This window comes from Amycolatopsis silviterrae (genome assembly GCF_042684085.1).
Taxonomy (GTDB): domain Bacteria; phylum Actinomycetota; class Actinomycetes; order Mycobacteriales; family Pseudonocardiaceae; genus Amycolatopsis; species Amycolatopsis silviterrae.
In genome coordinates this window covers 897,448-921,571 of sequence record NZ_JBHUKS010000004.1, presented here as the reverse complement: position 1 = coordinate 921,571, position 24,124 = coordinate 897,448, and the positions used below count along the sequence as shown (strand labels likewise).

The window sequence follows — 24,124 nt, the reverse complement described above, 5'->3', positions numbered from 1 at the left end:
CCCAATGGACCCAGTGCGGCCGGGCAAGGGTCCGCTCGGCGCGCTCTCGGCCTTGGGGCCGGCCGCGCGCCGAGCGTTGATCCTGGTCGCGGTGCTGTCGTTCGGGAACGCGGCTTTCCTTGTCGGACAAGCTTTTCTGCTAGCGGACATCCTCGCGGACGTGGTCTCCCGGGGGCTGGGGGAAGGGGGCCGCACCGTCCAGTTGGCAGTCCTGCTCGCGCTCGTGATCGGCCGGGCAGGCACCAGCTGGGCGGTGCGGGTTGTCTCCGCGCGCGCCGCCGCGACCGCGCAGCGCGACTTGCGTGCCCGCGTCGTCGACCATGCGCTGCGCCTCGGCCCGGAATGGCTGGCCCGGCGCGGCCACGGCGAACTCACCACGCTCGTCACGCGCGGTCTCGACGCACTCGATTCCTACTTCCGCGAGTACCTTCCCGCGCTCGTCACCGCCGCGGTCGTCCCGATCGCGGCAGGCGCGGCGATCCTGTGGACAGATTGGCCGTCGGCGGTGATCATCGCCGCGACGGTCCCGTTGCTGCCGATATTCGCTGTCCTGGTCGGAAAGTTCACCGCCGACCGTGTTTCCGGCGCGACGGACGCAGTGCATCGGATGTCCGGTCTGCTGCTCGAACTGGTCCGGGCGCTGCCGGTGCTCACTGCGTTCCGGCGGGCGGACGCACAGGCCGAAACCGTGCGAAAGCTGTCCGAGCGGCATCGTCGCGCGACGCTCAAGACGTTGCGGGTGGCGTTCTCTTCGGCGTTTGTCCTGGAACTCGCGGCGACGCTGTCGGTTGCGCTGATCGCGGTGGTCATCGGAGTCCGGCTGGTGTCCGGATCGCTCCCGCTGGCGATCGGGCTCGGCGTGCTGATCCTCGCCCCCGAGTGCTACCAGCCGATTCGCGCGGTTGGCGCGGCGTTCCACGCGAGCGAGGACGGAGTGGAAGCGGTCCGCCGGGTGACCGCGGTGCTCGCGGAGCCGGTCCCGGCCGAGGGGACGCGGACCGCGCCCTGGGGATCGTTGGTTGTGTCGGACCTAAAAGTCGCCCGCCGCGGGGGATTCGCCCCGGACGGCGAGAGCTTCTCTGTCCGGCGCGGCCAGATCGTCTGGCTGCGCGCACCAAGCGGTGGCGGCAAATCGACAACGCTGGCGACCCTGCTGGGCTTCATTCCGTCTTACGACGGATCGGTGCTGGCCGGCGACGTCCCGCTCGCCGAAGCCGACCTCGAACGGTGGCGCGCCGGTATCGCGTGGGTGCCGCAGTCGCCGGTTTTCAGCGGTGGCACCGTGCGGGAAGAGCTTGCCGCACCTGGTCAGGACGTCGATGCCGTGCTCGGCGAGCTGGGCCTGCGCGGCCTCGCCGACCGTCCGGTCGACCGGCTTTCGCTGGGGCAACGGCAGCGCGTCGCCGTGGCCAGGGCGTTGCTGCGCGTCCAGGCGGGCGCGTGGTTGCTGCTGCTCGACGAGCCGACCGCACACCTGGACGACGTCAACGCCCGACGGGTGCTGGACGCCGTCGAACGAGCCGTCGACAACGGCGCGGCGGCGGTAATCGCTGCTCACGAACGTTCTGCCGCGGTCGAGATCGAAGACGAGACTCCCGCCGCAGTTGTCGAGTCCACTTCGGACAGTGTCGAAGCGCGACCGCTTCCTTGGCGGATGCTGCTCGACCGACGGCTGTTCACCGGCGCTCTGCTGGGCGCGCTCGCGCTCTTGGCCGGGATCGCCCTCACCGCGACTTCGGGCTGGCTGATCGCCAAAGCGTCGCTGCAGCCGCCGATTCTGACGTTGACGGTCGCGGTCGTCGGGGTACGCGCGTTCGGCCTCGGCCGGGCCGGACTCCGGTATGTCGAACGGCTCGTGACGCACGACGCCGCGTTCCGGATTGCTGGACGGCTGCGGGTTCGGCTGTGGAAGGCGCTGGTGCGGTTGGGCCCGGCGCGCAGCCTCGAAGCCGGGGAGAGCCAGCGACGGCTGGTGACTGACGTCGACACCGTGCGGGACTTGCTGCCGCGAGTCGTGTCGCCGCCGATCGTGGTCGGTTTGGTTGCGGTGGGGGCGATCGCGGTGCAGACAGCGGTGCTGCCGTCGGCCGGATTGGTCCTGGCGTTGACGGTTTTGGTGGCGCTGGCGGCACCGGCAGTCGCGTTGCGGTTGGAGCGGCGAGCGACGTCGGCGCTGGCCGCCGGACGGCGTGACGTCGCGGCGCGGGTTCTGGTGCTGTTCTCGTCGGCGGCGGAGTTGCTCGCTTACGGCCGGGCGGCTGCGCGTCGCCGTGAGTCGGCTTCGACGGACACCCAGCTGGCGGCCGACACCCGGCGGCAGGCGTTCGGCGCGGGCGCGGCGGACGCGCTGGTCACGCTGGCGACCGGGGCGGCTGCGGTGGTGAGCACGATGCTGGCGGCGGGGGCGGTCAGCCGTGGTGAACTGGCGGGGGTGATGGCGCCGCTGCTGGCGTTGGTGCCGTTGGCGCTGGCGGAAGTGCTGGCGTTGCTGCCGCAGTCGGCGGTGCATTGGGACACGCTGCGGGCGGCTCGGGGGCGGCTTGGCTCGGTGGTCGACGATTCGCTGGGTGTTGCTGGGCGTTCGGTGACGGGGGTTCCTGCTGAGGTCTCGTGTGATCCGGCGTCGTCCACCGGCGCGGATCACGATTTGGTGCGGTTGCACGGCGCTGAGCTGGGGTGGCCGGGCGGCGAGGCCGTGTTGAAGGACGTCGAGTTGAGCGTGCCGGCCGGGGCTTACGTGGCGGTCGTCGGGCCGAGTGGGGCGGGGAAGTCGACGCTGGTCGCGGCGTTGCTGGGGTTCCTCCAGCCGCGGGCGGGCGAGGTCGTCGTGCCAGGGAAGGTCGCTTGGTCGCCGCAGGAGCCGATGCTCGTGTCGACCACTGTGGCGGAGAACCTGCGGCTCGCGGACCCTCGCGCCGAGACGTCCGATTTGCGTCGGGCGCTGGATCAGGCGCAGTTGCCGGACCTGGATTTGGCGACGGTGCTCGACAGCGCGGGCGCGGGGTTGTCCGGTGGGCAGGCGCAGCGGGTGGCGTTGGCGCGGGCGTTGCTGGCGGCTCCGTCGGCGGAGCTGGTGCTGCTGGACGAGCCGACGGCGCATCTCGACGAGCCGACGGCGCGGGCGTTGCGGGCGACGTTGCGTACGGAGCTTGCTGGCCGGACGGTCGTGCACGTAACGCACAATGCGGACGAAGAGCTGCAAGCGGACGTCGTCTTCGAGGTACGGGACGGACGCGTCGTGCGGCGAGCGTTGCCGCGGGTGGCGGCGTGATGGAGGGTTGTTGGTGACGGTCACGATTTCGGGTCTGGGGCAGGGGGCCGCGCTAAGGTCTGAGTTGCTCATGGACCCGACACTTGCCGCGCGCGCCCTTTCCGCGGCCACCGAGATCACCAGTACCGCGCTGTCCGGGGACGACCCGGAGGCGGTGCTGGAAACAGTCGTGGCCAGGGCTGTTGAACTCGCCGACGCTGACCTCGGTCTCGCGATGGTGAGCGCCGACGACGGACGCGTCGTAGTCGAGGCGGCGTATGGCGTCGATGGTTCACTCGCGGAGGGCTCGGCCGGCGGCGAAGGCGGACCGGTCGGAGGGCTGCGCGGGCTGACGCTGGAGATGGATTCCGCGGCAGGCCAGGTCGCGCGGGGCAGCGAGCCGATCGCGGCGGAGGACTTCATCGTCGATCCGCGCACGGCACCGTACGTGCCGGACGAATTGCGCGGGTACGGACCATTCGCGGCCGCACCGTTCGGATCCGGCGGCCGGGTGCTCGGCGCGCTCACTGTCTACCGGCGGCAGGGCCGCGAGCCGTTTTCCGCGGGCACGGTCGAGATGCTCGCGGCGTTCGCGGCACAGGCCGGAGTGGTGCTCGCGCTGGCGGAGGGGGCGAACGCGCGGCATCGCGTGACTCTCTACCAGGAGCGCGAACGCATCGCCCGCGAGCTGCACGACGTGATCGTGCAACGGCTTTACGGCACCGGGATGCAACTGGACCGCGTCCGCCGCAACATGCGCAAACGCTTCGCGCAGGCCGACGGGGCCCGGCTGTCCGACGCGATCGACCAGCTGGACCAGACCATCGAGGAAATCCGCGGCACCGTGCGCGCGCTGCGGTCGCCCGAGCCGCGCCACGACCCCGGCACCCCGACCGACCTCGCCGAATCCGCGCGCGGCGAAGTGCGCATCGCCGGCGAGTTACTCGGCTATCCGCCGACGCTGGAGCTTTCCGGCGAGTTCGCCGACATCCCGGCTGAGCGCGCTGACCACATTCGCGCGGCACTGCGCGAGGCACTGTCCAATGTGGTCCGGCACTCCGGAGCGAGCGAGACCCGCGTGACGCTGACCCGGGACGCCGAAGGGGTGAAACTTCGGGTTCGAGACAATGGGTCTGGTGTGCCGCAAGGGGTTGCGACGCGGGGGCTGCGCCATCTTGCCGAGCGTGCGGATGCTGCTGGTGGTCGGTTCTTCCTCAATTCTTCGCCTAGTTTGGGGACGCTTGTCGCGTTTGATCTGCCGTTGAGGTGAGCGGTGGTTTTGTTGTGGGGGCAGGGTGATCGGTGGTCGCGTCGGGTTGACTGCGTGCGGCGGGGGTTGAGGTTTTGTGGACTGCATGGCTCGCGACGCGGCTGTCGTGCGACCGTTCCTGACGCGGCTGCCTCGCGGGGGAAGCTTCAGCATGCGGTGACTGCATTGCCCAGTTGGCTGCGCTGCAGGGGTCGCATTGCGTTGGACTGCAAGGAAATGGCCCCGCGCCGCGGTGAGTCAGGGTGGCAACGGCTTGCGCGCGTTGGTGCTGGGTGGCGGTTGCCGTGCCGCGTTGGGTCAGGTGGCGGTCGCCGTGCCGCGTTGCGGCAGGGTGGCGATGGCCTGGGCACGTTGGGCCGGGTGACGGTTGCCGCGCTGCGTTGGGGCAGGTGGCAGTCGCCGTGTTGAGGCTGGGTGTCGGTTGCCGCGCCGCGTTGAGGCAGGGTGAACACCGGCCCGCGCGGCGTTGATGCCAGGTGGCAGTTGCCGTGCAGGTGAGGCCCGGTGGCTGTTGCCATGTCGAACCCAGGTGCCGTGCGGCGTTGGGCACGACGGCCGTTGCCGTGTCGGGTGCGGCAGTGGTTGCCGTGCCGTGTCGAGCCCGAGTGCAGTTGCCGGGCCGCGTTGCGGTCAGGTGGATGCTGCCGTCTCGGGCCCGGGCGGCGGTTGCCGTGCCGGGTCGAGTGCGGGTGGCAGTTACCGCGCCGTGGCGTGCACGTCGCGGTAACCGCTTTGCACCGATCCGGTGGTGCGGCGGCTGCGTCGCAGTGACCGCACTTGGGTTTTGCTCAGCACTGGGTCGTCGACCCCGCGTTGCGGCGATCTAGTACCGCGTCAAAACCGCTGTGTCAGCCTCGCTTCGCATCGGGTTTGCCACCTTGGGCTAGCCACCTCGAAACCCGTGCCTTGAATCCGCCGCCTCGGATCGCGTCGCTCGTACTGCACTGCAACACAACTGCACCAACACAACTGCACCGGCCGAACTACATCAGCCGAACTGCTCCACAGCCGACTTCACCAGCCGAACAACTGCGTTGCACCGTACTGAATCTGCCTCGAATCGCTCGCAGCAAACACGCCGTCTCACCCTCGCGCCGCTGTGAACCCACCGCTGTGAACACACCGCGCACCAAGAGATTCAGCCTTCACGAGTCATCGAACACGCTCCTTCCCCACCGCTCTCCCGCCATCGCGAGCCGTTCTCCATGGTAGCGATAAATCGAACATCCATTCGGCACTCAATTGGGTGAATAAACCTACCGTGGGTGGCTACCCTCAGCTCTGTCTTGGTCGCCGATAACCCCGTCCGCAGCAATGCGGGCGGGGTTTGGGCGCGGAATCCGGGGAAGTCAGTCGCGGGCAGCGAAGAAAGCGCGGATGTCGCCGGCGAGGAGGTCGGGGCGTTCCATCGCCGCGAAGTGGCCGCCTTCGGCGAAGCGGCTCCAGCGCACGATGTTCGTATTGTCGCGTTCGGCGAACGTCTTGATGGTCTGGAAGTCGTCCTTGAACACCGCGACTCCGGTGCGCGCGCCGCTCACCCGCGGTTCGGCCTCGGCGCGGGCGTTCTCCAGGTAGCTGCGGCTCATCCCGGAAGCGGCGTTCGCGAACCAGTTGACGCTCACCTCGAGCAGGATCGTTTCCAGTGGTACCAGCGAGGTTCCGTTGCCGAAGGAGTTGAACAGTTCGCTGTAGGCGAGTAATCCGATCGGGGAGTCACTGAGGCCTGCGGAAACCGTTTGCGGCCGCGAGGCGTTCATCGTGTTGTAGCCACCAACTGATTGAAACCATTGCATGTGTGCGAGACCGGCGTGGTCAGCCGGTTCGAGGCGCTCGAATTCGGCCGGGTCGCCGGACGGGAACGAGAACAGCTGCAGGACGTGGAGGCCGCGGAAACCGTCCGGATTCAGCAGGCCGAGTTCCCGGGCGATCATCGCGCCGTTGTCCGACCCGTGGATTCCGTAGCTCTCGTAACCGAGGCCGCGCATCAAGCGGTCGTACGCGGCGGCGACGCGGGCGACGGTCCAGCCTGCTTCGGCGACGGGCTGGGAGAAGCCGTAGCCGGGAGCGTCGGGGACGACGACGTCGAAGGCGTCCTCGGCGCGGCCGCCGTGTGCGACCGGGTCGACTAGGCGGTCGATCAGGTCTAGGTAGTCGACCGACGAGCCAGGGTAGGTGTGTGCGAGCAGCAGCGGAGTGGCATCGGGATGGGCCGAGCGGACGTGGATGAAGTGGAACGGCTGGCCGTCGATCGCGGTGGTGAAGTGCGGGAACGAGTTGATCCGCGCTTCGGCGGCGCGCCAGTCGAAGGCTTGCCACGCTTCGAGTGCCGTCCGGAGGTAGGAGTTCGGCGTGCCGGCGTCCCAGTCGTCGGTCGGTGACGGCTGCGGGAGGCGGGTGCGGGCTAGGCGGTTGTGCAGGTCGGCGAGTTCGGCGTCGGTGATCTCGACGGTGAAGGGGCGGAGGGCGAGGGTGGCGGTCGCGTTCGTCATGAGGAAGACACTAGGAGGCTATTAGGTAGGATTAGTTCCTAACAGAATAAGGAGTTTCGATGGCCGATCCGACGGCGCGGGTGCTGGCGCTGCTCGCTCTCCTCCGGACCGCCGCTGGACGGAGCGGGCGCGAGCTGTCCGAGCGGCTCGGGGTCTCGGCTCGGACGATCCGCAGCGACGTCGAACGGTTGCGTGACCTCGGATATCCCGTCGAGGCGACGCGCGGGAACGTCGGCGGCTACCGGCTGGGGTCGGGCGGGAAGCTGCCGCCGTTGCTGCTGGACGACGAGGAGGCGGTGGCGGTCACGGTCGGACTGCGGGCCGCGGCGGGCATCGCCGGGGTCGACGAGGCCGGTGCGCGGGCGCTCGCGAAGCTCGAGCAGGTGCTGCCGGCGAGGCTGCGTCCGACGGTCGACGCGTTGCGGTCGACGATCGATCGCGGGCCGGAGAACACCGGTACCGACGCGCCCGATCCGGAGGTCGACGCTGCCGTGCTGCAGGAGGTCGCGCGGGCGATCCGGCACGTCGAATGGCTCCGGTTCGATTACGCGGACGAGTTGCGGCTGGTCGAGCCGTATCGGCTGCTCAGCTGGCAGCGGCGCTGGTACCTGGTCGCCCGCGATCCGCGGGACGGCGGCTGGGCGACCTACCGCGTCGACCTGATGGAGCCGCGGATGCCGACGCGCCGCCGGTTCGAGCCGAATCCCTTGCCCGGCGGGGATTACACCGCCTTCGCGATGCGCACGATCGCGGCGAGCGGCTGGATCGTGCACGCGCGGTTGCGCATCAAGGCTCCGGCGGAGAAGGTGCTGGCGCGGATCAACCCGGCCGTTGGCGTTGTCGAGCCGATTGACGAGAACCAGTGCGTGCTCGTCACCGGCGCGGACAGTCTGGACACGCTGGCTGTCTACAGTGGAATGCTGATGATGGACTTCACCGTAGAGTCGCCGCCGGAGCTGATTCCGTTGCTGCGGCTGCTGTCCGAACGCTACGGACGCGCCGTCGCGGGCAGCTGATTCACTTGCCGCGCCGGGCGATCCACGCCGCGGCCTGGGTGCGGCGCTGCATGCCGAGCTTCGCGAGGACGGACGTCACGTAGTTCTTCACCGTTTTCTCGGCGAGAAAAAGACGTTCGGCGATCTCGCGGTTCGACAGCCCCTGCCCGATCAGCTCCAGGACGTCGCGTTCGCGGTCGGTCAGCGTCGACAGCTCGTCGGTGGGCGGATGGCGCAGCTTGTCGAGCACGCGAGCGGTGCTGACCGGGTCGAGCAGCGACCGGCCGGCGGCGACCTCGCGGACCGCGTTGACCACGTCCTGGCCGCGCACCTGCTTGAGCAGATAGCCCGAAGCGCCCGCCATGATCGCGCCGACCATGGCCTCCTCGTCGTCGAACGCGGTGAGCATGAGACAGGCGGGCGGATTCGGCTTGGATCGCAGCTCGCGGCAGAGCGTGATGCCGTCGCCGTCCCCGAGCCGAACATCCACGACGGCGACGTCCGGCTCGACGTGCATCGCCACCGCGAGCGCCTCTTCGACACTCCCGGCTTCGGCGACTACCTCCAGATCGGCCTCGTCGCTGAGCAGGTCGCGCAGGCCCCGCCGGACGAGTTCGTGGTCGTCTACTAGCAGCACCTGGATCGGCATATGTCCAGGTTACGGCGCGTGGGGCGGTTCGTCTGCCAGTGGTGCCGCAGGACACCAAGCGGCACCAGTACGGCATCAGTACGGCACCAGACGGCTTACCGTTCGCAGGCGACCCCGTCGCCGTCACGGTCCAGCGCGGAGCGATAACCCGGGTCGCCGCGGTGCAGCGGAGCCGCTCCAGCGGCCTTCGCGGCAGCGCAGTTCTTGTAGTACGCGCTGCTCGGCTGTTCGGGTTCCGGCGTGTCCTCAACCGGCGGCGGTTGTTCGGACGTACGCGGGGCAGGCGGCGCGGGCGTTTCCGCCGGCGGTGTAGGCGTAGGAGTCGGGGTCGGCACCGGAGCAGGCGCGGTGATCATGCCTTTGCAGGGTTCCGCCCACAATCCCGTCGCCGCCTGCTGCGCTGCGGAAGCCGCGTTGCGCAGTGAATCCGGCACGACATTGGAGGCCAGTCGAGCGTAACCGGCGGTGAGCGTCGCGGTCGCGTAGTCGGTGCCGTCGCTCAATGCCAGTGCCACGCCGTCAGTGGTGTCGGTGGTAATTTTCACCGCCGCACCGGCGAGCTTGTTATTGGCCCACACGGTGGTTTCGCTTGCGTAGCAGTTGTTTCCGGTGGCCACTTCGAGGCCGAGGATGCGTACGGTCCGGTGGCTGCCGTCGGAACCGGTCAGCTCGACGTTAGCGGCGTCGGTGACTTTGTCCACGGTGTACGTCACCGGGGCCGGGCTGGCTGAGGTGGTAACCGTTGTCGGAGGTGGGGTTGTTGTCGCGGCAACAGGTTCTGGCGTGGGCTTTCCGAGCACCGCGCCCAGGATGAAAAGAACCGCGAAGGCGCTGAGTACGACCGCGATCCAGGGCGGGAATTTCAGCTTGGGGCGCGACGGCGGCGCGGGCGTGGAGTGCATTCGGAATTCCTCTTCCTGAGGCGGGTGCCGAATGGTCTTCGCGCCGCGAGCGGTAAGTGTTACGCGCCAGCGCGTCCCAGTTCGGCGAAACGAAGAACAAGTCACGGATAAGTCACGAAGCCAGCGTTTTTCCGTCGCGGGTGTGACGGTTCGCGGGTTTCTCGCGATGGCTATTCGAACCCAGGAGAAAGCGCATCCACGATGGCCGAGCTGATCGAACGACTGTCCCTGTCCTCGACCGGGCAGGTGCCCGTGCGCGGCACGGAGTTCACCGCGATCGACGTGAAGACGACCGGGTTGCACGCCGGCCGCGTCCTGGAGATCGCGGCGATCCGGTTTCGCGGGGACGGAACGTTCCTCGGCGAGTTCGCGACGGTCGTCGCCGCGGACGCGAACCGGCGGAATCCGCACCGCATCACCGCGGCGGAACTGGCTGGCGCACCGGCCTTCGGGGACGTCCTCGGCCCGGTGCTGGACCTGCTCCAGGACGCGGTGGTGGTGGCCAACGACCTGGCCGCGGTGGACGGCCTCCTCGCCGAGATCGACCAGCTGGGCGTCCGACTGCCGCCACTGCCGGGAATCTCGCTCAGGGACACCGCGCGGGCGACTCTGCCGCTGCCCAACTACCGTCTCGCCACGATCGCCCGCGCCTTCGGTATCGAGGACTTTCCCGGTTATCTCGCCGAACCGGCCGCCCGGGCGTGCGCGCAGGCGATGATCGCGCTCGTCGGCACGCACGGGCTGCGGCTGGCGACGCCAGTGCGTTTCCCGGAACTGCCGAGGTACGCGACTGGGGCGGCGGCCCTGCGGCGGCCGGTGGCGGGTGCCGGGAAGGGCTGGATGGCCGAGGCGGTGGACCGGGTTTCCGCAGGAGACGGCGGACCGGTCGCGCAGGCCTACCTCGATCTGCTTGCCGAGGCGGTCGGCGACGAGTTCCTGGCGGACGAGGAGGTCTCGGCGCTCGCCAGCGTCGCGGCCGAAGCCGGGATGCCGGCGGCGGAGGTGCAGCGGTTGCATGCTGGCTTTGTCGGCGAGTTGCGCTGGGTCGCGGAATCCGACGGGGTGGTGACGCCCGTCGAGTACCGCGAGCTGTGCCAGGTCGCCGACGCGCTCGGAGCGCTGGAAGTGGTGGTGGATCTCAAGACCACCGCCACCGGGCACAAGCCGACGAGGGTGCTGGTGCTCGGTGCGACGGCGGATGCGGACCAGTTGCGGGCGCGGGTGCTGTCGGAGGGGTTCCAGCTCGCGAAGAACCTGACGGGCTCGGTCACGCACCTGGTGTACGACTCGGGCGTGCGCGACTCCGAGCCGCGGCTGTCCCGCGCGCTCGAACTCGGCGCTCGCGTCGTGCCGTTGGACGAGGCCCCGGTTCTGCTGGGCTTCGAGCGCGGTCCGAAGCCGCAGACGAGAAACCAGACCACCCGGTTCGCCCAGGCAGCCCCGGCCCCGATTCCGGCCGGGAACCTGACCCCCGGACGCGTCCTGATGGGACTCGGCCTGGCCCTGATGGTCATCACCGTGGCCGTGATGTTCGGCGGTGCCGGGCTCGGCCCCGGGATCGTGCTGGCCGTCCTCGCGATCGGGGCGCTGCTCGGCGGCTGGTACCTCGACGAGACGAAGCGAGCCGCGTCAGCGGGCTAGCGGAGGGAACCTCTTCTCGTTTCGGTCCACCTTCGCGTTCGCCGCCTCCAGCAGGTCGATCCCCAGTACGTCCGCCAGCCGGACCAGGTACAGCATGACGTCGGCGATTTCGTCCTGGACGTTGAACTCCTGGGTGGGGTCGGCGCGCCAGTTCGCGGCCTCCTCCGGGGTCAGCCACTGGAACAGCGCGATCAGCTCGCCGACTTCGCCGGACAGGGCCATGGTCAGGTTTTTCGGGGTGTGGAACGGTTCCCAGTCGCGGGCGGCGGCGAAGTCGCGGAGGCGCTGGGTCAGGTCTTCTAGGGTCACCGGTCCTGACTATCACGCACGGTGCTCACCTGGGGTGTCCGGGTTGGGCCGAAAAGAGTACGCCGTTGGCCCACACGCCGGTTACCGGCGATACGGCAGACTGTTCGCGTGAGCGTCCCCGACCCGGTCGAGTACACCGCCAAAATCGGTGCGGTACTCGATACTGTGCGGCGGCTGCTCGACTCCGGCAGCCGCGCCGATCTCGCTCCGCTGGCCCGGCGGGCGGTGGACGACATCGTGGGCATGCTCGAACAGCACGGCGACCTGGACGTCGAGCTGCAAGAGCGGCTTGACCAGGCGGTCGCGTTGTATGCGCGGGCCTGTGCGGCCCGGCCGCCCGATCCGGAGCAGCTCGCGGACTGGGTGCTGGAGGCGGCCTTCAGCGGGCGGGCGGTCGCGGTGGCGGATTTCGCGGCGGCGCTCGGGGAGTCCGGGCTCGCGCGGATGAAGTCCATTGTGGACGACCTGGTGCGCGACGACGGGCCGCAGCGGGAGATCGCGGAGCGGCTGCGCGAGGAGATCGCCGAGGCCAGCGGGGACGTGGACGGGCTGGTCGCCATTCTCTCGGCCAAACCGCCGCGGGTGGACGTCAGTCTCAAGATTGTCCGGGTGCTGCGGGCGGCTGGGCGGCACAGCGAGGCGATCGCTTACGCGGCGCGGGCGCTGACTCCACAACGGACGGAAGAAGAGTCCATTCCGGAGTATCGCGAACGGGTCGAGCAATTGATCGCGCAGAAAGAAGCCAGCGCGTACCGGGAAGCGGCGCAGTGCCTCAAGAAACTGCGCGCGTTGCACAAAAAAGCGGGTACGGCGGAGGAGTTCACCGGCTACGTCGCCGAGCTGGTGAACGTCCACCGCCGTAAAACCCGGTTGCTCGCGGAGATCCGGTCGGCCCGGATCGCGCTGCCGAAGGGCTAGATCTCGGACAGCGCGGCGCGGTAGGCGTCGAGGTCGTAGTCCAGCTGGTCTTCTTCTTCGGTTTCGGTCAGCTGTCCTTCCAGGACAGTCACCAGCCGATCCAGGACGTCGGCGCGGGAAAGGTCCTGCTGCAGCAAAACCTTGGCCGCGGTCCACACCTCGGCGGGCTCGTCGTCCCACAGCTGGTCCACAATGGACGTCTCAAGGGCGAGCCGGAGACCGTCGGCCCCGTCGAATTCCTCCGCGGCCAGCGACTCGTGGTACTCCGGGTGGTCGCCGATCACCAGCAGCCGGCGCTGTTCCGGGTCGCCGGGGTCGAGGTCGGTCAGTTCCTCGTCACCGATCACAGTGGACAGTTCCGGCACCGCGAAACGGCGGCGTGCCACCACTTCCAGGGCTTCTTCGGCGGATTCGGTGCCGTCGAGGTAGTCGCTGAAGTCTTCTTCCTCGTCGTCGTCCGAGAGGTACTCACCGAGGTATTCGGTGACTTCTTCCAGCAACGCGGCGATGGCCACTTCGGACAGTCCGGCGCGCGCGGCGGCCCAACCGGCCCAGGAGAGCACGACCGGCGCGACGGCGTCCTCGTCTTCCAGTTCGTACTCGCCGTCCAGCAGGGATTCGAGGAAGCGCGCCAGCTTTTCCGGACCGACGCGCAGCGGGTTCGCCGGTTCGGTGCGGCAACCGTGGTCCACCAGCAGGTTGGCGATCTCGCGGGCGGCGTCGGCGTCTGGCAGGTTCGTGCCGGCGAGGAACTGGGTGACGGCTTCCTCGCGCTCCCCAGCGGTCCACTCGGCAACCGGCGAAACCGCGGAGGGCTCCGGCAGCGAACGCGCCCAGGTCAGCGCGATCGCGTGGAAACGCGTGTAGTCCTCGCCGACGTCCGGCTCGTCCAGCGCGTCCGTGGCCGCGATCCCGGACACCAGCAGCCGGTGCGCGTCGGCGGGCTCGATTTTGTCCAATACGACCAGTTCGCCGTCTTCCTCGACCTGCGAACGCATTTCGGCGAGCACCTCGTGCGGCTCCTCGATGACCACCAGGTCGCGCACCCGGCCGCCCTCGGTGAAGTCGAGCAGCGCGAGCAGGCCGAGCGAGTCGTCGCCCCGGGAGAACACGCACAGCAGCGAAGACTCGTCGCCGTAGACATCCCCGGTGCGCCAGCATTCGCCGACGGTGACCTGTCCGACCTCGGCCGCCCACTCCGGCTCCGGAATGCCCCGGCCCAGCACGACGCCGAGCGCCTCGGCCGCCGCGGAACGCTCCTCTTCGGACTCGGCCAGCACCTTCAGCGCGGCCAGCAACGCCGCCGCGCCAGGCGTGATCTTGCGCTGTGCGAACGCGATCAGCTCAAGTCCGAGCTGGCTTTCCGGTTCGTCCTCCACGACGACGTCCCGCCACTGCCCGACGACCTCGGAGCCGAGCAGGTCGATGTCGAACGGACCGGGCTCGGCCGCGATCGCGGAGAAGTCCCGCAGCACGTCCTTGAACAGACCGTTGACGCTGGGGGCGGTGGGTAGGGAACTCTTCTTGCGCGCGCGGCTCACCGGACTCATGCCGCACATCTTGCCTGGACCCGAAGCCGCGGCCTCAGCTGGTCGGCCCCGCCGTGCTGCGCGCCTTCACCCGCCGTTCGCGCATCGCCTCGTCGAAGTCGACGACGAACGCCCCCGCGGCCATCGCGACCAGCAGCGTCAATCCCAATACCGCGCCGATCCAGGTCAGGACGATAGTCAGCATCGTGGCCTCCTTCGCAGGTCAGGTGCTCTCATCCCGCTGCTTTCAGGGTCGCTCGCGACGGAGGCCGCTGGTATCGGCCAAGTGGTTACGAAGACGCTGGCCGATCGGTCGAAAACCGGGCCCGTGGCGCAGAACGAGACCGGTGAGACGCGTGTGGGTGAACGTCAGAGCTTCCGCAGCCGGACCCGGTTGATGGCGTGATCGGCGTCCTTGCGGAGCACGAGAGTCGCACGTGGACGGGTCGGCTTGATGTTCTCCATCAGGTTCGGCTCGTTGATGGTGTGCCACAGGTGCCGCGCTTCTTCGCGGGCCTCGTCGTCGTCCAGGCCGGCGAAGTGGTGGAAGTGCGACGCCGGGTCAGCGAACGCGGTGTGCCGCAGCTTCAGGAACCGCTCGACGTACCAGTGCTGGATGTCGTCGATGTGCGCGTCGACGTAGATCGAGAAGTCGAACAGGTCCGAGACGGTCAGGCTCGGGCCGGGCTGCAAGACGTTCAGTCCTTCGAGGATGAGGATGTCCGGCCGCTCCACGACCTGTTCCTGGTCCGGCAGGATGTCGTAGGCCAGGTGCGAGTACACCGGCGCGGACACCCGCTCGGCCCCGGACTTCACCTCGGTGACGAACCGCAGCAGCGCGCGCCGGTCGTAGCTTTCCGGGAAACCCTTGCGGTGCATGATCCCGCGCCGGGTCAGCTCGTCGCGCGAGTACAGGAACCCGTCGGTCGTCACGAGGTCGACGCGCGGGTGGTCGGGCCAGCGGGCGAGCAGGGTGCGCAGGATCCGGGCGGTGGTCGACTTGCCGACCGCGACACTGCCCGCGACGCCGATCACGAACGGCGCTTTGGTGTTGCGGCAGTCCTCGCCGAGGAACGTGGTGGTGGCCTCGTACAGCTGTTGCCGGGCCTTCACCTGCAGGTTGATCAGCCGCGAGAGCGGCAGGTACACATCGGCGACCTCGGCGAGATCGATTTGTTCCCCGAGCCCGCGGAGCCGGACCAGCTCGTCCGCGGTCAGCGGCAGCGGTGTGGAGCTGCGCAGCTCCCGCCACTGTTCCCGGTGCAGCTCTACATAGGGGCTGAGTTCACGGACCCGTGGGGGCATCGCACACTCCTCGGCCGTCGCCTGCGCTGGCTCCGTCTGCGCTACTTCCGTAACGCCGTATCAACGGTAGGGCTTACCGCGCGTGAACGCGCTGTGATGTGGTGCACGCACCCCTGACCCGGCACGGATTTGATCACCGAAGGTGACCGCCGCCCCCGAACACTTCCTGCCACGCCGCCGCGACCTGACGGGCGCACGTGGCCGGCGCCACGCCGCCGACGCCGGTGCCGAGACCGGGCATCGCGATCGTCCGCACGGCCGAGGCGACCGGACCGGAATCCAGCTGCCCGCGCCGCCACTGCAGGAACACCGCGCGCGCCGCGAGATACGGGTGGACGGTGTCGGCGGGCAGCCGTTCGCCGGGCTCGCGCATGGTCGGCGCGCTGATCAGCCACGCCGGTTCGGGCTCGCCGGTCGGGACGATCACGGACTCGCCGATCGGCAGCTCACCGCCGTAAGAAGCCAGCACCGCGCTGCGCACGCTCTGCTCGATGCCAGGGAACGCCCGCGCGTAAACCGCGTCGATCCCGCCGCGCATCCAGCCGTAGGAGTTGGCCGGGCTGACCACCGCCTGCGCGGCGATGTCGAGCACCGAACCGCGGTGCACCCGCACGGACCCGGCGAAGCCCGCCGCGGCGGACGTCCACGCCTCGGCGAGCGGTTCATCGACGGCGCACAGCACTAATTCAGGCGTGCGGGGAGGATCCGGCGATACGGCTTCCCCGTGCCCGGCGTGTGTGCCTGAGTCGGCGGTCACCGTTCCAGCATGGCAAAAAACGCCACCCGGCGTAACCGGTTTAGCCACCGGCTGTCCGAGTGAAAAGCGCCACGCATCCGGTCGCTAGCCTGACTGTCGTGTTGCGGATCGCGTATTTCGGCCCTCAGGGCACGTTCACCGAGCAGGCCGCCCGCGCGCTCGCGCCGGGCGAGGACCTGACCCCCTACGAGACTGTCCGGCTGGCGCTGCAGGCCGTCCGCGACGGCGCCGCGGACGCCGCGTGCGTGCCCATCGAGAACTCCGTCGAAGGCGTGGTCCCGGCGACGCTCGACGGGCTCAGCGACGGGGACCCGCTCGTCGCCACCGCCGAGACGATCCTGCCCATCCACTTCAGCGTGCTCAAACGCCCGGGCAGCGGCGAAATCCGGACCGTCGCGAGCCATCCGCACGCGCTCGCCCAGGTGCGCGAGTGGCTGGAGGCGAACCTGCCGGACGCCACCCCGGTCGCCTCGTCGTCCACCGCGGCGGCCGCGGTCGGCGTGGTCGAGGGCGATTTCGACGCGGCGGTGTCCGCGCCGGTCGCGAACGAGCACTACCAGCTGGAAGAGCTGGCGACCGGCGTCGCCGACGTCCGCGACGCGCAGACCCGGTTCCTGATGGTCCGCCGCCCCGGCGAACTGCCCGCGCCCACCGGAGCCGACCGCACGTCGATCGTCGCGGCCGCGGTCAACCGCACCGGGACGCTGTCCGATCTGCTGGTGGAGCTGGCCGGCCGCGGGATCAACCTGACCCGGATCGACGCCCGCCCGACGCGGAACAACTTCGGCGAGTACCGGTTCTTCATCGACTTCGAGGGCCACCTCGCCGAACCGCGGATCATCGACGCGATGACCGCCCTTCGCCGCCGCTGTCACCTGCGGTTCCTCGGTTCGCACCCGCGGGCGGACGAGGTCGTGGCCACCATCGAGGACGGCGCGGGGAACCAGGATTTCCTCGACGCGCAGGCGTGGGTCGACGCGGTGTTGAAGGGAGAGGGCGCATGAGGCTGTTGCTGGTCCGGCATGGGCAGACCGAGGGGAACGTCCGCCGCGCGCTGGACACCGCGTTGCCCGGTCCGCCGCTCACCGACCTCGGCCGGGAGCAGGCCGCGGCGCTCGCCGAAGAGCTGAAGTCCGAGCCGATCGTGGCGGTGTACGCGTCGGAGGCGGTGCGGGCGCAGCAGACCGCGGCACCGCTGGCCGAAGCGCTGGGGTTCGAGGTGCAGGTGATCGAGGGCGTCAAGGAGGTCGACGCCGGCGACCTCGAAGGCAACACCGACCTGGACTCGATCGGCGTCTACCTGCGCGTGGTGAAGGCGTGGACGGAAGGCGAACTGGACGTCGCGATCCCTGGCGGGGAGACCGGGGTCCAGGTGCGCGAGCGGATGCTCGGCGCGGCCGAGGACCTGCGGGCGAAGCACGAGGAAACCGCGCCGGACGGGGTGATCGTGCTGGTCAGCCACGGCGGGGCGATCCGGCTCGCCGGGGAATGGCTGGCCTCGAACGTGCCCGCGGAGCTGGCGAACGAGGCATTGATCCCGAATACGAAGTTCGTCGAGCTGGCCGCCCGCGAGGGTGGCTGGGAGTGCCTCCGCTGGGTGGACACCCGCCTTTCGTGAGCGGTTGATCACTCGTGCGGGGAAACGCTGAGTGAAGCCGGGTCCGGTGGGGAACTCACCGGATGCGGAGCAACCCCGTCCGGACCTGGCACGTCCTCCGGATGAGGTTCCACCTAGATCGGCGTTCACCAGCACAGCGAGGCGAGTGAGATGGCAAACACGAAGAAACCGTGGATTTCCCTGGTCTTCCTGTCCGCAGTGGGCGCGTCGGGGGCGCTGCTGCTTTCCGCGTGCGGCCAGGGCGCCCCCGCCGCGAGCGGTCCGGCCAGTTCGGACACCCCGTCCAGCAGCCCGACGTCCTCGGCGTCGTCGGCCGCGTCGTCAGCCCCGTCCTCCTCGTCGTCCGCACCGGGCGGCGGCACGGCACCGGCTGAGAAGCCGCCCGCCGACAACGGCCTGTGCAAGGCCGGCGACGTTTCCCTGTCTTTGCGCGACAGCGGCGCCGGCGCGGGCTCGATGTACCGGTCGCTGCTGATCAAGAACACCAGCGGCAAGCCGTGCACCATCCAGGGCTTCCCGGGCGTGTCTTACGTCGGCGGCGAAAACGGGACCCAGATCGGCGAGGCCGCTCAGCGCGACGGCACAAAGGGCGCGCCGGTGAAGCTGGCTCCCGGCCAGACCGCCGCGGCCGACGTGCAGTTCGCCCAGGTGCGCAACTTCGAACCGGCGGCCTGCAAGCCGACGCCGGTCAAGGGCCTGCGCGTGTACCTGCCGCAGGAAACCGCGTCGAAGTTCGTGCCGCTCGACGGTCTCGGCTGCGCGGGCACGAACCTCCCGGGCAAGCAGCTCGGCGTGAAGACCGTGCACAAGGCCTGACCAGTCGCTCCGCGCGTGGGGTCAGCCCCGCGCGCAGAGCTGTTCCACCTGGACGACCGCGGCCTGCTGGTCGCGGTTGTCGAACCGGCTGCTGAGCACCATCTTGTTGACCGTGTCGAGGGCTTTGGCCAGCGGCTGGTAGGTGCCGTCGAAGGTCGCCGCCGCCTTGGCCAGCTCCGTCGCGCCGGTGACCCGGTGCACCGCGTCGTCGGACATGCGGATGAACTGCGCCGCGTCGATGCCGCCGGTGGTGTCCGGGATCCGGCCCACGCGGGCGAACGCGGCGCAGGCGGCCGCCGCGTCGACATTCGCTCCGGTGCGCTGGCCGGACAGCCCCCACAACAGCCCGAGCACACAGCCGCCGAGTACGAACCCGGCGACGGTGGCGAGCACGATCGGCCGCCGTGAGGCCGGCGGCGATTCAAGCTCGGTGTCGCGGTCGTCGTCCGGCAGCGGGGGAGTGTCGAGCGCAGTCATCACGTACCTCCGGGCGGCCGGGGTGAGGTGCTATTTCAGCACCAAAACCGCGCCGGATCACTGCTGCGAAAGGACTCCGTCCCCGGTCGAGGCCGTTTTGTCATCGAGCGCGCGCCCGCGCAGCGCGAATAGTGCGTAAGCGGTCACGAACAGCAGCAGGACGCCGGACGCGGTGAAGGTGTCGCCTGCCGAACCGAGCAGCTTGGTGAGCAGCCCGCCGAGCAACGCGCCGAGCGGGATCGCGCCCCAGACGACGGTGCGCCAGACCCCGAGGACCCGGCCGAGCAGTTCGCCCGGCACGAGCGTGTGGCGCGCGGTCGCGAGCACGACGTTCACCGCCACCACCGCCGCCGCGAAGACGCCGAACAGCACCGCGGACACCACCGGCTGCCTGATCAGCCCCATGCCGCCGAAGCCGAGCGCGCAGAACAGGACCCCGCCGACCAGGACCGCGCGCCGTCCGATCCGCCGGACCAGTCGCGGCGTCACCCCGGCACCGAGCAGGCCGCCGGCGCCGCCGACGAACGCGAAAGCGCCGAAGGTGGCGTCGGACAACCGCAGGTCTTCCAGCGCGTACAGCACCAGCTGCGCCTGGGCCAGCTCGCTGATCAGGCTGAGCAGACCGGCGATCGTGAGCAGCCGCAGCAGCAGCGAATGCCGGCGCAGCCAGCGGAAGCCGTCCGCGAAATCCGCGCGGATGTGCGACTTGGTTTCCTGCCGCGGCCGGTAGCTGCCCGCCATGCCCAGCAGCACCGCGGCCCCGACCGTGAAGGCGACCGACGAGAGCAGGAACGGGAAAACCGCGAACATCGCGAAGGTGGCGCTGCCGACCGGACCACCGAGAAAGGTCTGGCCGACGATCTCGCCCGCCTGCAGTTTGCTGTTCGCGCTCTCCAGCCGGTCCGGCTCGACCAGCGCGGGCGGCAGCACGTTCGCCGCGCTCTCCGCGACCGTCTCCGCGATGCCCACGAGCAGCGACGCGACGTAGATCGTCCAGATTTCCACCGACCCGAACGCGATCAGCGCGGTGACCCCGGCGACCACGAGCGCGCGCACCGCGTTCGCGGCGATCATCGCCTTCTTGCGGTCGATCCGGTCGACGAGCGTGCCCGCCGGGATGGCGAACAGCAGCCACGGCAGGAACTGGACCGCCGACAGCGCGGCGATCTCCACCGGATCGCGGGTGAGCGTGGTGGCCAGCAGCGGGAAAGCGACCTTGGCGATGCCGTCGGCGAGGTTCGACGTGCCGTTCGAGGCGAGCAGCCAGCGCAGCCGGCTGTCCGTCGTCCGATGCGACACGAACCACCTCACGGGAAAAGGAAACTGCCTGATCAGGCCAGTCTAAAGAGGTCGGCCGCGTTCTGTGACGCTTTGGTGACCTTCGGTGTTTTCCGCGGTGGCGGTGCGATGTCGATCAGGGAAGAGCGGCGGGCCGGCCGGGTTCCGCCGGAATCAGCCCCAGCCGAGTTCGTGCAGCCGCTCGTCGTCGATGCCGAAGTGGTGGCCGAGTTCGTGCATCACGGTGATGAGGACTTCCTCGACGACGTCGTCCTCGGTGTCGCAGATGTCCAGGATCGGCTCCCGGTAGATCGAGATCCGGTCCGGCAGCGCCCCGCTGTAGTGGCTGGTGCGCTCGGTGAGCGCGATGCCGTGGTAGAGCCCGAGAATGTCCGGGGCCTCCTCGTTGAACTCCTCGACCAGCACCACGACGTTGTCCATCGCCGCGGCGAACTCCGCGGGCACCTGGTCGAGCGCGTCGGCCACGAGTTCCTCGAACCGGGCCTGGCTCATCTCGACCGGCATGGTCAGTTGCCCCCGCCGGAACCGGCACTGGAGCTGGGCGGCGCGCTCTGCTGCTGGCTGGACGAACTGGACGACCCGGCCTTCACGCTGCCGGTGACCGCCTGGAATCCGCTGCCGTCCTGCAGCGTGGCCGCGACCTTGCAGTTGACCTTGGTGGACCCGGCGTCCCAGCTCTCCTGCTCGCGCGAGTCCCAGCCCAGCGTGAGCTTCTTCGACGAGAGGTCGGAGCTGCCGGTGTACTCCTTGGCGGCCTTGTTGCACTCAGTGTCGAGCCAGGACTTCTGGTCGTCCAGCTTCGGGTAGCCGTCCTTGAAGTGCGAGGCGAGGTCGAGCGTCGCGATCATCTCGTAGGAGTGCGGCTTGCTGCAGTCGACGGGGTCGCCGACGCCCTTGCCCGCCAGCGCGAGGCAGGTGCCCGGCTCCCACACCATCGACTGGTCCTGCGTCTTCGCCGCGCCGGTGGTGGGCTGAAGGCCGCCGCCCGGACCGGCGAACTGCAGGCCGCAGCGCAGCTGGCGGTCGCCGTCGGTCCATTGCGCCGACGTCGGCCGCAGCAGGTTGGTGGTGAGCTTGCCGTACGGGTCGAGCGGGTGGCCGAGGTACGGCCGCACGTCGGCGTTGCACTGCTGCTGTGCGATGTCCTGCCACTGGTCGAGGGTGGGGAACGGGGCCTGCTGCGGGTACTTCGCGCCGATGTCGACCACGGTGGTGACCTCGAACAGATGCGGCTGCGTGCACGGCACCTGGTGCGCGTCGGAGGCGTCCTTCGCGTTCCAGGACAGGCAGGTGCCCGGCGGCGAGTGGAACGCCTGCTTGGCGGCCTCGGTGAGCTTGCCCTCGCCGCCGCCCGCGCCGCCGGCGAGCGTGTCGGTCCAGGAGAAGGCGACGCTCAGGGCCAGCGCGATGACCGCGCCGAAGAACACCCCGGCCATCACCACGCGGGTGGTCAGGGTCTGCATACGCGAAGGGAACCGCTCGGCGCCTCGGGACATCGATACCCATGATGCCCGCGCCGCATGAACCGCGCGTGTGCCGGGTCGATTAGGGTGGACGCGGGGTTTGCAGTGCTGGGGGATTACGGAGCGCACATGACGCAAGACGACAACAGCGGCGCGCAGCCGCCCGAGGAGCCGAAGAAGCCGGGCTCGATGCGTTTCCAGGACGCGAACACGCAGCCGCGGCAGCCCTCGGTGGCCGAGCAACGGGCCCGTAAACAGGCCATCGCCGACCAGGAACGCGAACGGCAGGAAGCCCTCGCGGCGCGGGAGGCGGCCGACGCGAAGGCGGCCACCAAACGCAAGATCCTGATCGGCAGCGGCGTCACCGTCGGTCTCGTCGGGCTGGTCGCGACGTTCTACACGATCGCGAAGCCCAAGGAGGTCACCGCGTCCTGCGTCTCGTCGGACGGGGTCATCCAGGACGACAAGTACTGCGACGAGAGCTACGCGACCGCCAACCACGGGCACTACAGCGGCGGGTTCTGGTTCATCCCGATTCCCGGCGGCGGATACAGCCAGTACCGCTACAACTACGGCGGCACCGGCGGCATCGGCCAGCACGTGTCCGGGGGCAGCTACACCGCGCCGTCGGGCAACACCAACGTTTCGACCAAGTCGGGCACCAGCGTCCAGCGCGGCGGCTTCGGCATCAGCGGCAAGAGCGGCACCTCCGGAGGAACCGGCGGGACCGGCAAGAGCGGAGGCTCGTAGGTGTATCGGGACCGGCGGGAACCGCGCCGCGACTGGCAGCGGATCGTCGAGGAGCAGGGCCTGGTCTACGGCACCCCGGCGCGCGACGGCACCGGCAAGCCGCGGCCGTACTGGGACGAGTCGGTGCACTACGTCTTCAGCATGGACGAGGTGCTCTCGCTCGAGGCGGACGTCGAACTGCTGCATTCGATGTGCCTGGAGGCCGTCGACAACGTCGTGACCACCGAGCAGTACCACCGCTTCGGCATCCCGGAGTGGGTGTGGCCGCACATCGCGGAGTCGTGGAAGCGCCAGGACCCGCACGTCTACGGCCGCTTCGACCTGCGCTACGACGGCAAATCCCCGGCCAAGCTGCTGGAGTACAACGCGGACACGCCGACCACGCTGCTGGAGGCGTCGCTGCTGCAGTGGCACTGGAAGACCGACGTCTTCCCGGAAGACGACCAGTGGAACTCCATCCACGAGAAGCTGGTGGAGCGCTGGGAGGAGATCGGCGGCAAGCTGCCGTCGAACGAACTGCACTTCACCTGGTCCTCGGCCGATCCGAGCGGCGAGGACCACGTGACCACGGCGTACCTGCAGGAGACCGCGGCCGAGGCCGGGCTCGACACGGTCGGGCTCTCGATCGAGGAGATCGGCTGGGACCCGGTGCTCAAGCGGTTCGTCGACCTCGCCGAGGGACAGATGTCCACGGTGGTGAAGCTGTACCCGTGGGAATGGGTGGTCGACGAGGAGTTCGGCAAGTTCGCGGTGGAGACCATGCCGCGCACGCTGTGGGTCGAGCCGCTGTGGAAGATGCTGCTGTCGAACAAGACGCTGCTCGCCGTGCTGTGGGAGAACTACCCCGGGCACCCGAACCTGCTGCCCGCGTTCGCCGACGACCCCGGCCTGCTCACCGAGTACGTGCGCAAGCCGAAGCTCGGCCGCGAGGGCGCGAACGTGCAGATCGTGGCCACCGGGTACGAGACGCAGACGGACGGCGTCTACGGCGCGGAAGGCTACGTCTACCAGGCGTTCGACCCGCTGCCGGAGTTCGACGGGTACCGGCCCGCGCTGGGCGCGTGGATCGTCGGCGACCAGTCGGCCGGCCTGGGCATCCGCGAGACCAGCGGACTCGTCACAGACGACGGCGCGGCGTTTGTGCCGCACCGGATCCCGGAGTCGTGATAGAACCCTGGATGTCCGATTTGATCGGCTGACTCGGCCATCCAGGGAGACCCCGTGACCTCGACGCTCGCGCTGCCCGCAACGTTCGGCTCCGACCTCGTGCGAGGGATCGGCGCGATCCTGCTGTACGGCATCGTCGGCCTGCTGCTGATGTTCGCCGGCTTCTACGCGATCGACTTCACCACCCCGGGCAAGCTGTCGAAGCTGGTCACCCGCGGGCTGCCGAACGCGGTGATCGTGACCGCGTCCGGGCTGCTCTCGATGGCGTTCATCGTGGTCGTGGCGATCTACAGCTCCGCGAGCGACCTGACCGCCGGGTTGATCACCTCGCTGGTCTACGGCCTGATCGGGGTCATCGTGCAGGTGCTGGCGGTGCGGCTGCTGGAGTGGGCGACCCGGATCGACGTCGGGTCCACGATCCAGAGCGAGAAGTTCGCGCCGGCGAGCGTCGTCGTCGCGGCGGCGCACCTCGGGCTCGGCCTGGTCGTCGCGGTAGCGATTTCGTAGCGTTCGCGCACTG

Annotated in this window: 23 protein-coding genes; 11 read left to right on the top strand and 12 right to left on the bottom strand. The window is 69.5% G+C overall.

Going from position 1 to position 24,124, the window contains the following annotated elements:
• Positions 1 to 4 precede the first annotated feature (4 nt).
• The gene (gene cydD / locus ACFSVL_RS08175; RefSeq protein WP_378301931.1) at positions 5 to 3,271 is read left to right on the top strand and encodes a thiol reductant ABC exporter subunit CydD; all 3,267 of its coding nucleotides are present in this window, start codon (positions 5 to 7) and stop codon (positions 3,269 to 3,271) included.
• A gap of 70 nt (positions 3,272 to 3,341) precedes the next feature.
• Positions 3,342 to 4,520, top strand: coding sequence for a GAF domain-containing sensor histidine kinase (locus ACFSVL_RS08170; RefSeq protein ID WP_378301929.1), 1,179 nt, complete (start codon positions 3,342 to 3,344; stop codon positions 4,518 to 4,520).
• A 1,349-nt stretch (positions 4,521 to 5,869) separates the two neighbouring features.
• On the opposite strand, the gene ACFSVL_RS08165 is transcribed toward ACFSVL_RS08170, so the two are convergent.
• Positions 5,870 to 7,009 carry an epoxide hydrolase family protein gene (locus tag ACFSVL_RS08165; RefSeq protein ID WP_378301927.1) on the bottom strand — a complete coding sequence of 380 codons (1,140 nt, stop codon included), beginning with the start codon at positions 7,007 to 7,009 and terminating at the stop codon, positions 5,870 to 5,872.
• A 59-nt stretch (positions 7,010 to 7,068) separates the two neighbouring features.
• Here ACFSVL_RS08165 and ACFSVL_RS08160 point away from each other — a divergent pair, with 59 nt between their 5' ends.
• Positions 7,069 to 8,025, top strand: a complete 957-nt coding sequence (locus ACFSVL_RS08160) for a helix-turn-helix transcriptional regulator (protein WP_378301925.1) — start codon at positions 7,069 to 7,071, stop codon at positions 8,023 to 8,025.
• Position 8,026: 1 nt separating this feature from the next.
• On the opposite strand, the gene ACFSVL_RS08155 is transcribed toward ACFSVL_RS08160, so the two are convergent.
• Together ACFSVL_RS08155 and ACFSVL_RS08150 are read right to left on the bottom strand one after the other, a co-directional pair.
• Positions 8,027 to 8,653 (bottom strand): response regulator, encoded by a 627-nt coding sequence (locus ACFSVL_RS08155; RefSeq protein ID WP_378301924.1) that lies wholly within the window; start codon positions 8,651 to 8,653, stop codon positions 8,027 to 8,029.
• Positions 8,654 to 8,748: 95 nt separating this feature from the next.
• Positions 8,749 to 9,366 carry an excalibur calcium-binding domain-containing protein gene (locus ACFSVL_RS08150; protein WP_378301922.1) on the bottom strand — a complete coding sequence of 206 codons (618 nt, stop codon included), beginning with the start codon at positions 9,364 to 9,366 and terminating at the stop codon, positions 8,749 to 8,751.
• A 390-nt stretch (positions 9,367 to 9,756) separates the two neighbouring features.
• On the opposite strand from ACFSVL_RS08150, the gene ACFSVL_RS08145 reads away from it, so the two are divergent.
• On the top strand, positions 9,757 to 11,196 hold the full coding sequence (locus tag ACFSVL_RS08145) for a 3'-5' exonuclease (RefSeq protein WP_378301920.1): 1,440 nt from the start codon (positions 9,757 to 9,759) through the stop codon (positions 11,194 to 11,196).
• Here the strand turns inward: ACFSVL_RS08145 and ACFSVL_RS08140 are convergent.
• Positions 11,185 to 11,505: a nucleotide pyrophosphohydrolase gene (locus ACFSVL_RS08140; protein WP_378301918.1), complete on the bottom strand. Its 321-nt coding sequence runs from the start codon at positions 11,503 to 11,505 to the stop codon at positions 11,185 to 11,187. The genes ACFSVL_RS08145 and ACFSVL_RS08140 overlap by 12 nt on opposite strands.
• Before the next feature lie 108 nt (positions 11,506 to 11,613).
• Here ACFSVL_RS08140 and ACFSVL_RS08135 point away from each other — a divergent pair, with 108 nt between their 5' ends.
• A complete protein-coding gene (locus ACFSVL_RS08135) occupies positions 11,614 to 12,423 on the top strand; it encodes a hypothetical protein (protein ID WP_378301916.1) in 810 nt (269 codons plus the stop codon).
• Here the strand turns inward: ACFSVL_RS08135 and ACFSVL_RS08130 are convergent.
• From ACFSVL_RS08130 to ACFSVL_RS08115, 4 genes are all read right to left on the bottom strand, one after another.
• Positions 12,420 to 13,973 (bottom strand): hypothetical protein, encoded by a 1,554-nt coding sequence (locus tag ACFSVL_RS08130; RefSeq protein WP_378301914.1) that lies wholly within the window; start codon positions 13,971 to 13,973, stop codon positions 12,420 to 12,422. The two genes, ACFSVL_RS08135 and ACFSVL_RS08130, sit on opposite strands and share 4 nt — an antisense overlap.
• Positions 13,974 to 14,007: 34 nt before the next feature.
• Positions 14,008 to 14,157 (bottom strand): hypothetical protein, encoded by a 150-nt coding sequence (locus tag ACFSVL_RS08125; RefSeq protein ID WP_378301912.1) that lies wholly within the window; start codon positions 14,155 to 14,157, stop codon positions 14,008 to 14,010.
• Positions 14,158 to 14,321: 164 nt separating this feature from the next.
• Positions 14,322 to 15,257 carry a type I pantothenate kinase gene (gene coaA, locus ACFSVL_RS08120; RefSeq protein WP_378301910.1) on the bottom strand — a complete coding sequence of 312 codons (936 nt, stop codon included), beginning with the start codon at positions 15,255 to 15,257 and terminating at the stop codon, positions 14,322 to 14,324.
• A gap of 133 nt (positions 15,258 to 15,390) precedes the next feature.
• On the bottom strand, positions 15,391 to 16,014 hold the full coding sequence (locus tag ACFSVL_RS08115; protein WP_378301908.1) for a macro domain-containing protein: 624 nt from the start codon (positions 16,012 to 16,014) through the stop codon (positions 15,391 to 15,393).
• 98 nt (positions 16,015 to 16,112) lie between these two features.
• Here ACFSVL_RS08115 and pheA point away from each other — a divergent pair, with 98 nt between their 5' ends.
• The 3 genes from pheA (at position 16,113) to ACFSVL_RS08100 (ending at position 18,448) form a co-directional block, all read left to right on the top strand.
• A complete protein-coding gene (gene pheA / locus ACFSVL_RS08110) occupies positions 16,113 to 17,018 on the top strand; it encodes a prephenate dehydratase (protein WP_378301906.1) in 906 nt (301 codons plus the stop codon).
• Positions 17,015 to 17,632 (top strand): histidine phosphatase family protein, encoded by a 618-nt coding sequence (locus tag ACFSVL_RS08105; RefSeq protein ID WP_378301904.1) that lies wholly within the window; start codon positions 17,015 to 17,017, stop codon positions 17,630 to 17,632. Before pheA ends, ACFSVL_RS08105 begins: the two co-directional genes overlap by 4 nt.
• Positions 17,633 to 17,782: 150 nt before the next feature.
• A complete protein-coding gene (locus tag ACFSVL_RS08100; RefSeq protein ID WP_378301902.1) occupies positions 17,783 to 18,448 on the top strand; it encodes a DUF4232 domain-containing protein in 666 nt (221 codons plus the stop codon).
• A gap of 21 nt (positions 18,449 to 18,469) precedes the next feature.
• Here ACFSVL_RS08100 and ACFSVL_RS08095 read toward each other — a convergent pair whose 3' ends face one another.
• The 4 genes from ACFSVL_RS08095 to ACFSVL_RS08080 form a co-directional block, all read right to left on the bottom strand.
• A complete protein-coding gene (locus ACFSVL_RS08095; protein ID WP_378301900.1) occupies positions 18,470 to 18,925 on the bottom strand; it encodes a hypothetical protein in 456 nt (151 codons plus the stop codon).
• A 57-nt stretch (positions 18,926 to 18,982) separates the two neighbouring features.
• Positions 18,983 to 20,224, bottom strand: coding sequence for an MFS transporter (locus ACFSVL_RS08090; protein WP_378301898.1), 1,242 nt, complete (start codon positions 20,222 to 20,224; stop codon positions 18,983 to 18,985).
• Between the two features lie 153 nt (positions 20,225 to 20,377).
• Positions 20,378 to 20,728: a metallopeptidase family protein gene (locus ACFSVL_RS08085; RefSeq protein ID WP_344281862.1), complete on the bottom strand. Its 351-nt coding sequence runs from the start codon at positions 20,726 to 20,728 to the stop codon at positions 20,378 to 20,380.
• Between the two features lie 2 nt (positions 20,729 to 20,730).
• Positions 20,731 to 21,720, bottom strand: a complete 990-nt coding sequence (locus ACFSVL_RS08080) for a septum formation family protein (protein ID WP_378301896.1) — start codon at positions 21,718 to 21,720, stop codon at positions 20,731 to 20,733.
• 96 nt (positions 21,721 to 21,816) lie between these two features.
• Here ACFSVL_RS08080 and ACFSVL_RS08075 point away from each other — a divergent pair, with 96 nt between their 5' ends.
• From ACFSVL_RS08075 to ACFSVL_RS08065, 3 genes are read left to right on the top strand one after another with little or no spacing between them, the layout of a single operon-like run.
• Entirely contained in the window at positions 21,817 to 22,437 is a 621-nt protein-coding gene (locus ACFSVL_RS08075; protein WP_378301894.1) for a hypothetical protein, read from the top strand.
• Positions 22,438 to 23,604 carry a glutathionylspermidine synthase family protein gene (locus ACFSVL_RS08070; RefSeq protein ID WP_378301892.1) on the top strand — a complete coding sequence of 389 codons (1,167 nt, stop codon included), beginning with the start codon at positions 22,438 to 22,440 and terminating at the stop codon, positions 23,602 to 23,604.
• A gap of 54 nt (positions 23,605 to 23,658) precedes the next feature.
• The gene (locus ACFSVL_RS08065; RefSeq protein WP_182893653.1) at positions 23,659 to 24,111 is read left to right on the top strand and encodes a DUF350 domain-containing protein; all 453 of its coding nucleotides are present in this window, start codon (positions 23,659 to 23,661) and stop codon (positions 24,109 to 24,111) included.
• Positions 24,112 to 24,124: the final 13 nt, after the last annotated feature.

Bases quoted from the DNA above. Each gene is read 5' to 3' on its own strand.
- ACFSVL_RS08160 (WP_378301925.1), top strand. From the start codon at position 7,069: ATGGCCGATCCGACGGCGCGGGTGCTGGCGCTGCTCGCTCTCCTCCGG.
- ACFSVL_RS08165 (WP_378301927.1), bottom strand. From the start codon at position 7,009: ATGACGAACGCGACCGCCACCCTCGCCCTCCGCCCCTTCACCGTCGAG.
- ACFSVL_RS08080 (WP_378301896.1), bottom strand. From the start codon at position 21,720: ATGTCCCGAGGCGCCGAGCGGTTCCCTTCGCGTATGCAGACCCTGACC.
- ACFSVL_RS08085 (WP_344281862.1), bottom strand. From the start codon at position 20,728: ATGCCGGTCGAGATGAGCCAGGCCCGGTTCGAGGAACTCGTGGCCGAC.
- ACFSVL_RS08075 (WP_378301894.1), top strand. From the start codon at position 21,817: ATGACGCAAGACGACAACAGCGGCGCGCAGCCGCCCGAGGAGCCGAAG.
- ACFSVL_RS08130 (WP_378301914.1), bottom strand. From the start codon at position 13,973: ATGAGTCCGGTGAGCCGCGCGCGCAAGAAGAGTTCCCTACCCACCGCC.
- ACFSVL_RS08100 (WP_378301902.1), top strand. From the start codon at position 17,783: ATGGCAAACACGAAGAAACCGTGGATTTCCCTGGTCTTCCTGTCCGCA.
- cydD (WP_378301931.1), top strand. From the start codon at position 5: ATGGACCCAGTGCGGCCGGGCAAGGGTCCGCTCGGCGCGCTCTCGGCC.
- ACFSVL_RS08145 (WP_378301920.1), top strand. From the start codon at position 9,757: ATGGCCGAGCTGATCGAACGACTGTCCCTGTCCTCGACCGGGCAGGTG.
- ACFSVL_RS08155 (WP_378301924.1), bottom strand. From the start codon at position 8,653: ATGCCGATCCAGGTGCTGCTAGTAGACGACCACGAACTCGTCCGGCGG.
- ACFSVL_RS08105 (WP_378301904.1), top strand. From the start codon at position 17,015: ATGAGGCTGTTGCTGGTCCGGCATGGGCAGACCGAGGGGAACGTCCGC.
- ACFSVL_RS08095 (WP_378301900.1), bottom strand. From the start codon at position 18,925: ATGACTGCGCTCGACACTCCCCCGCTGCCGGACGACGACCGCGACACC.
- coaA (WP_378301910.1), bottom strand. From the start codon at position 15,257: ATGCCCCCACGGGTCCGTGAACTCAGCCCCTATGTAGAGCTGCACCGG.
- ACFSVL_RS08125 (WP_378301912.1), bottom strand. From the start codon at position 14,157: ATGCTGACTATCGTCCTGACCTGGATCGGCGCGGTATTGGGATTGACG.
- ACFSVL_RS08170 (WP_378301929.1), top strand. From the start codon at position 3,342: ATGGACCCGACACTTGCCGCGCGCGCCCTTTCCGCGGCCACCGAGATC.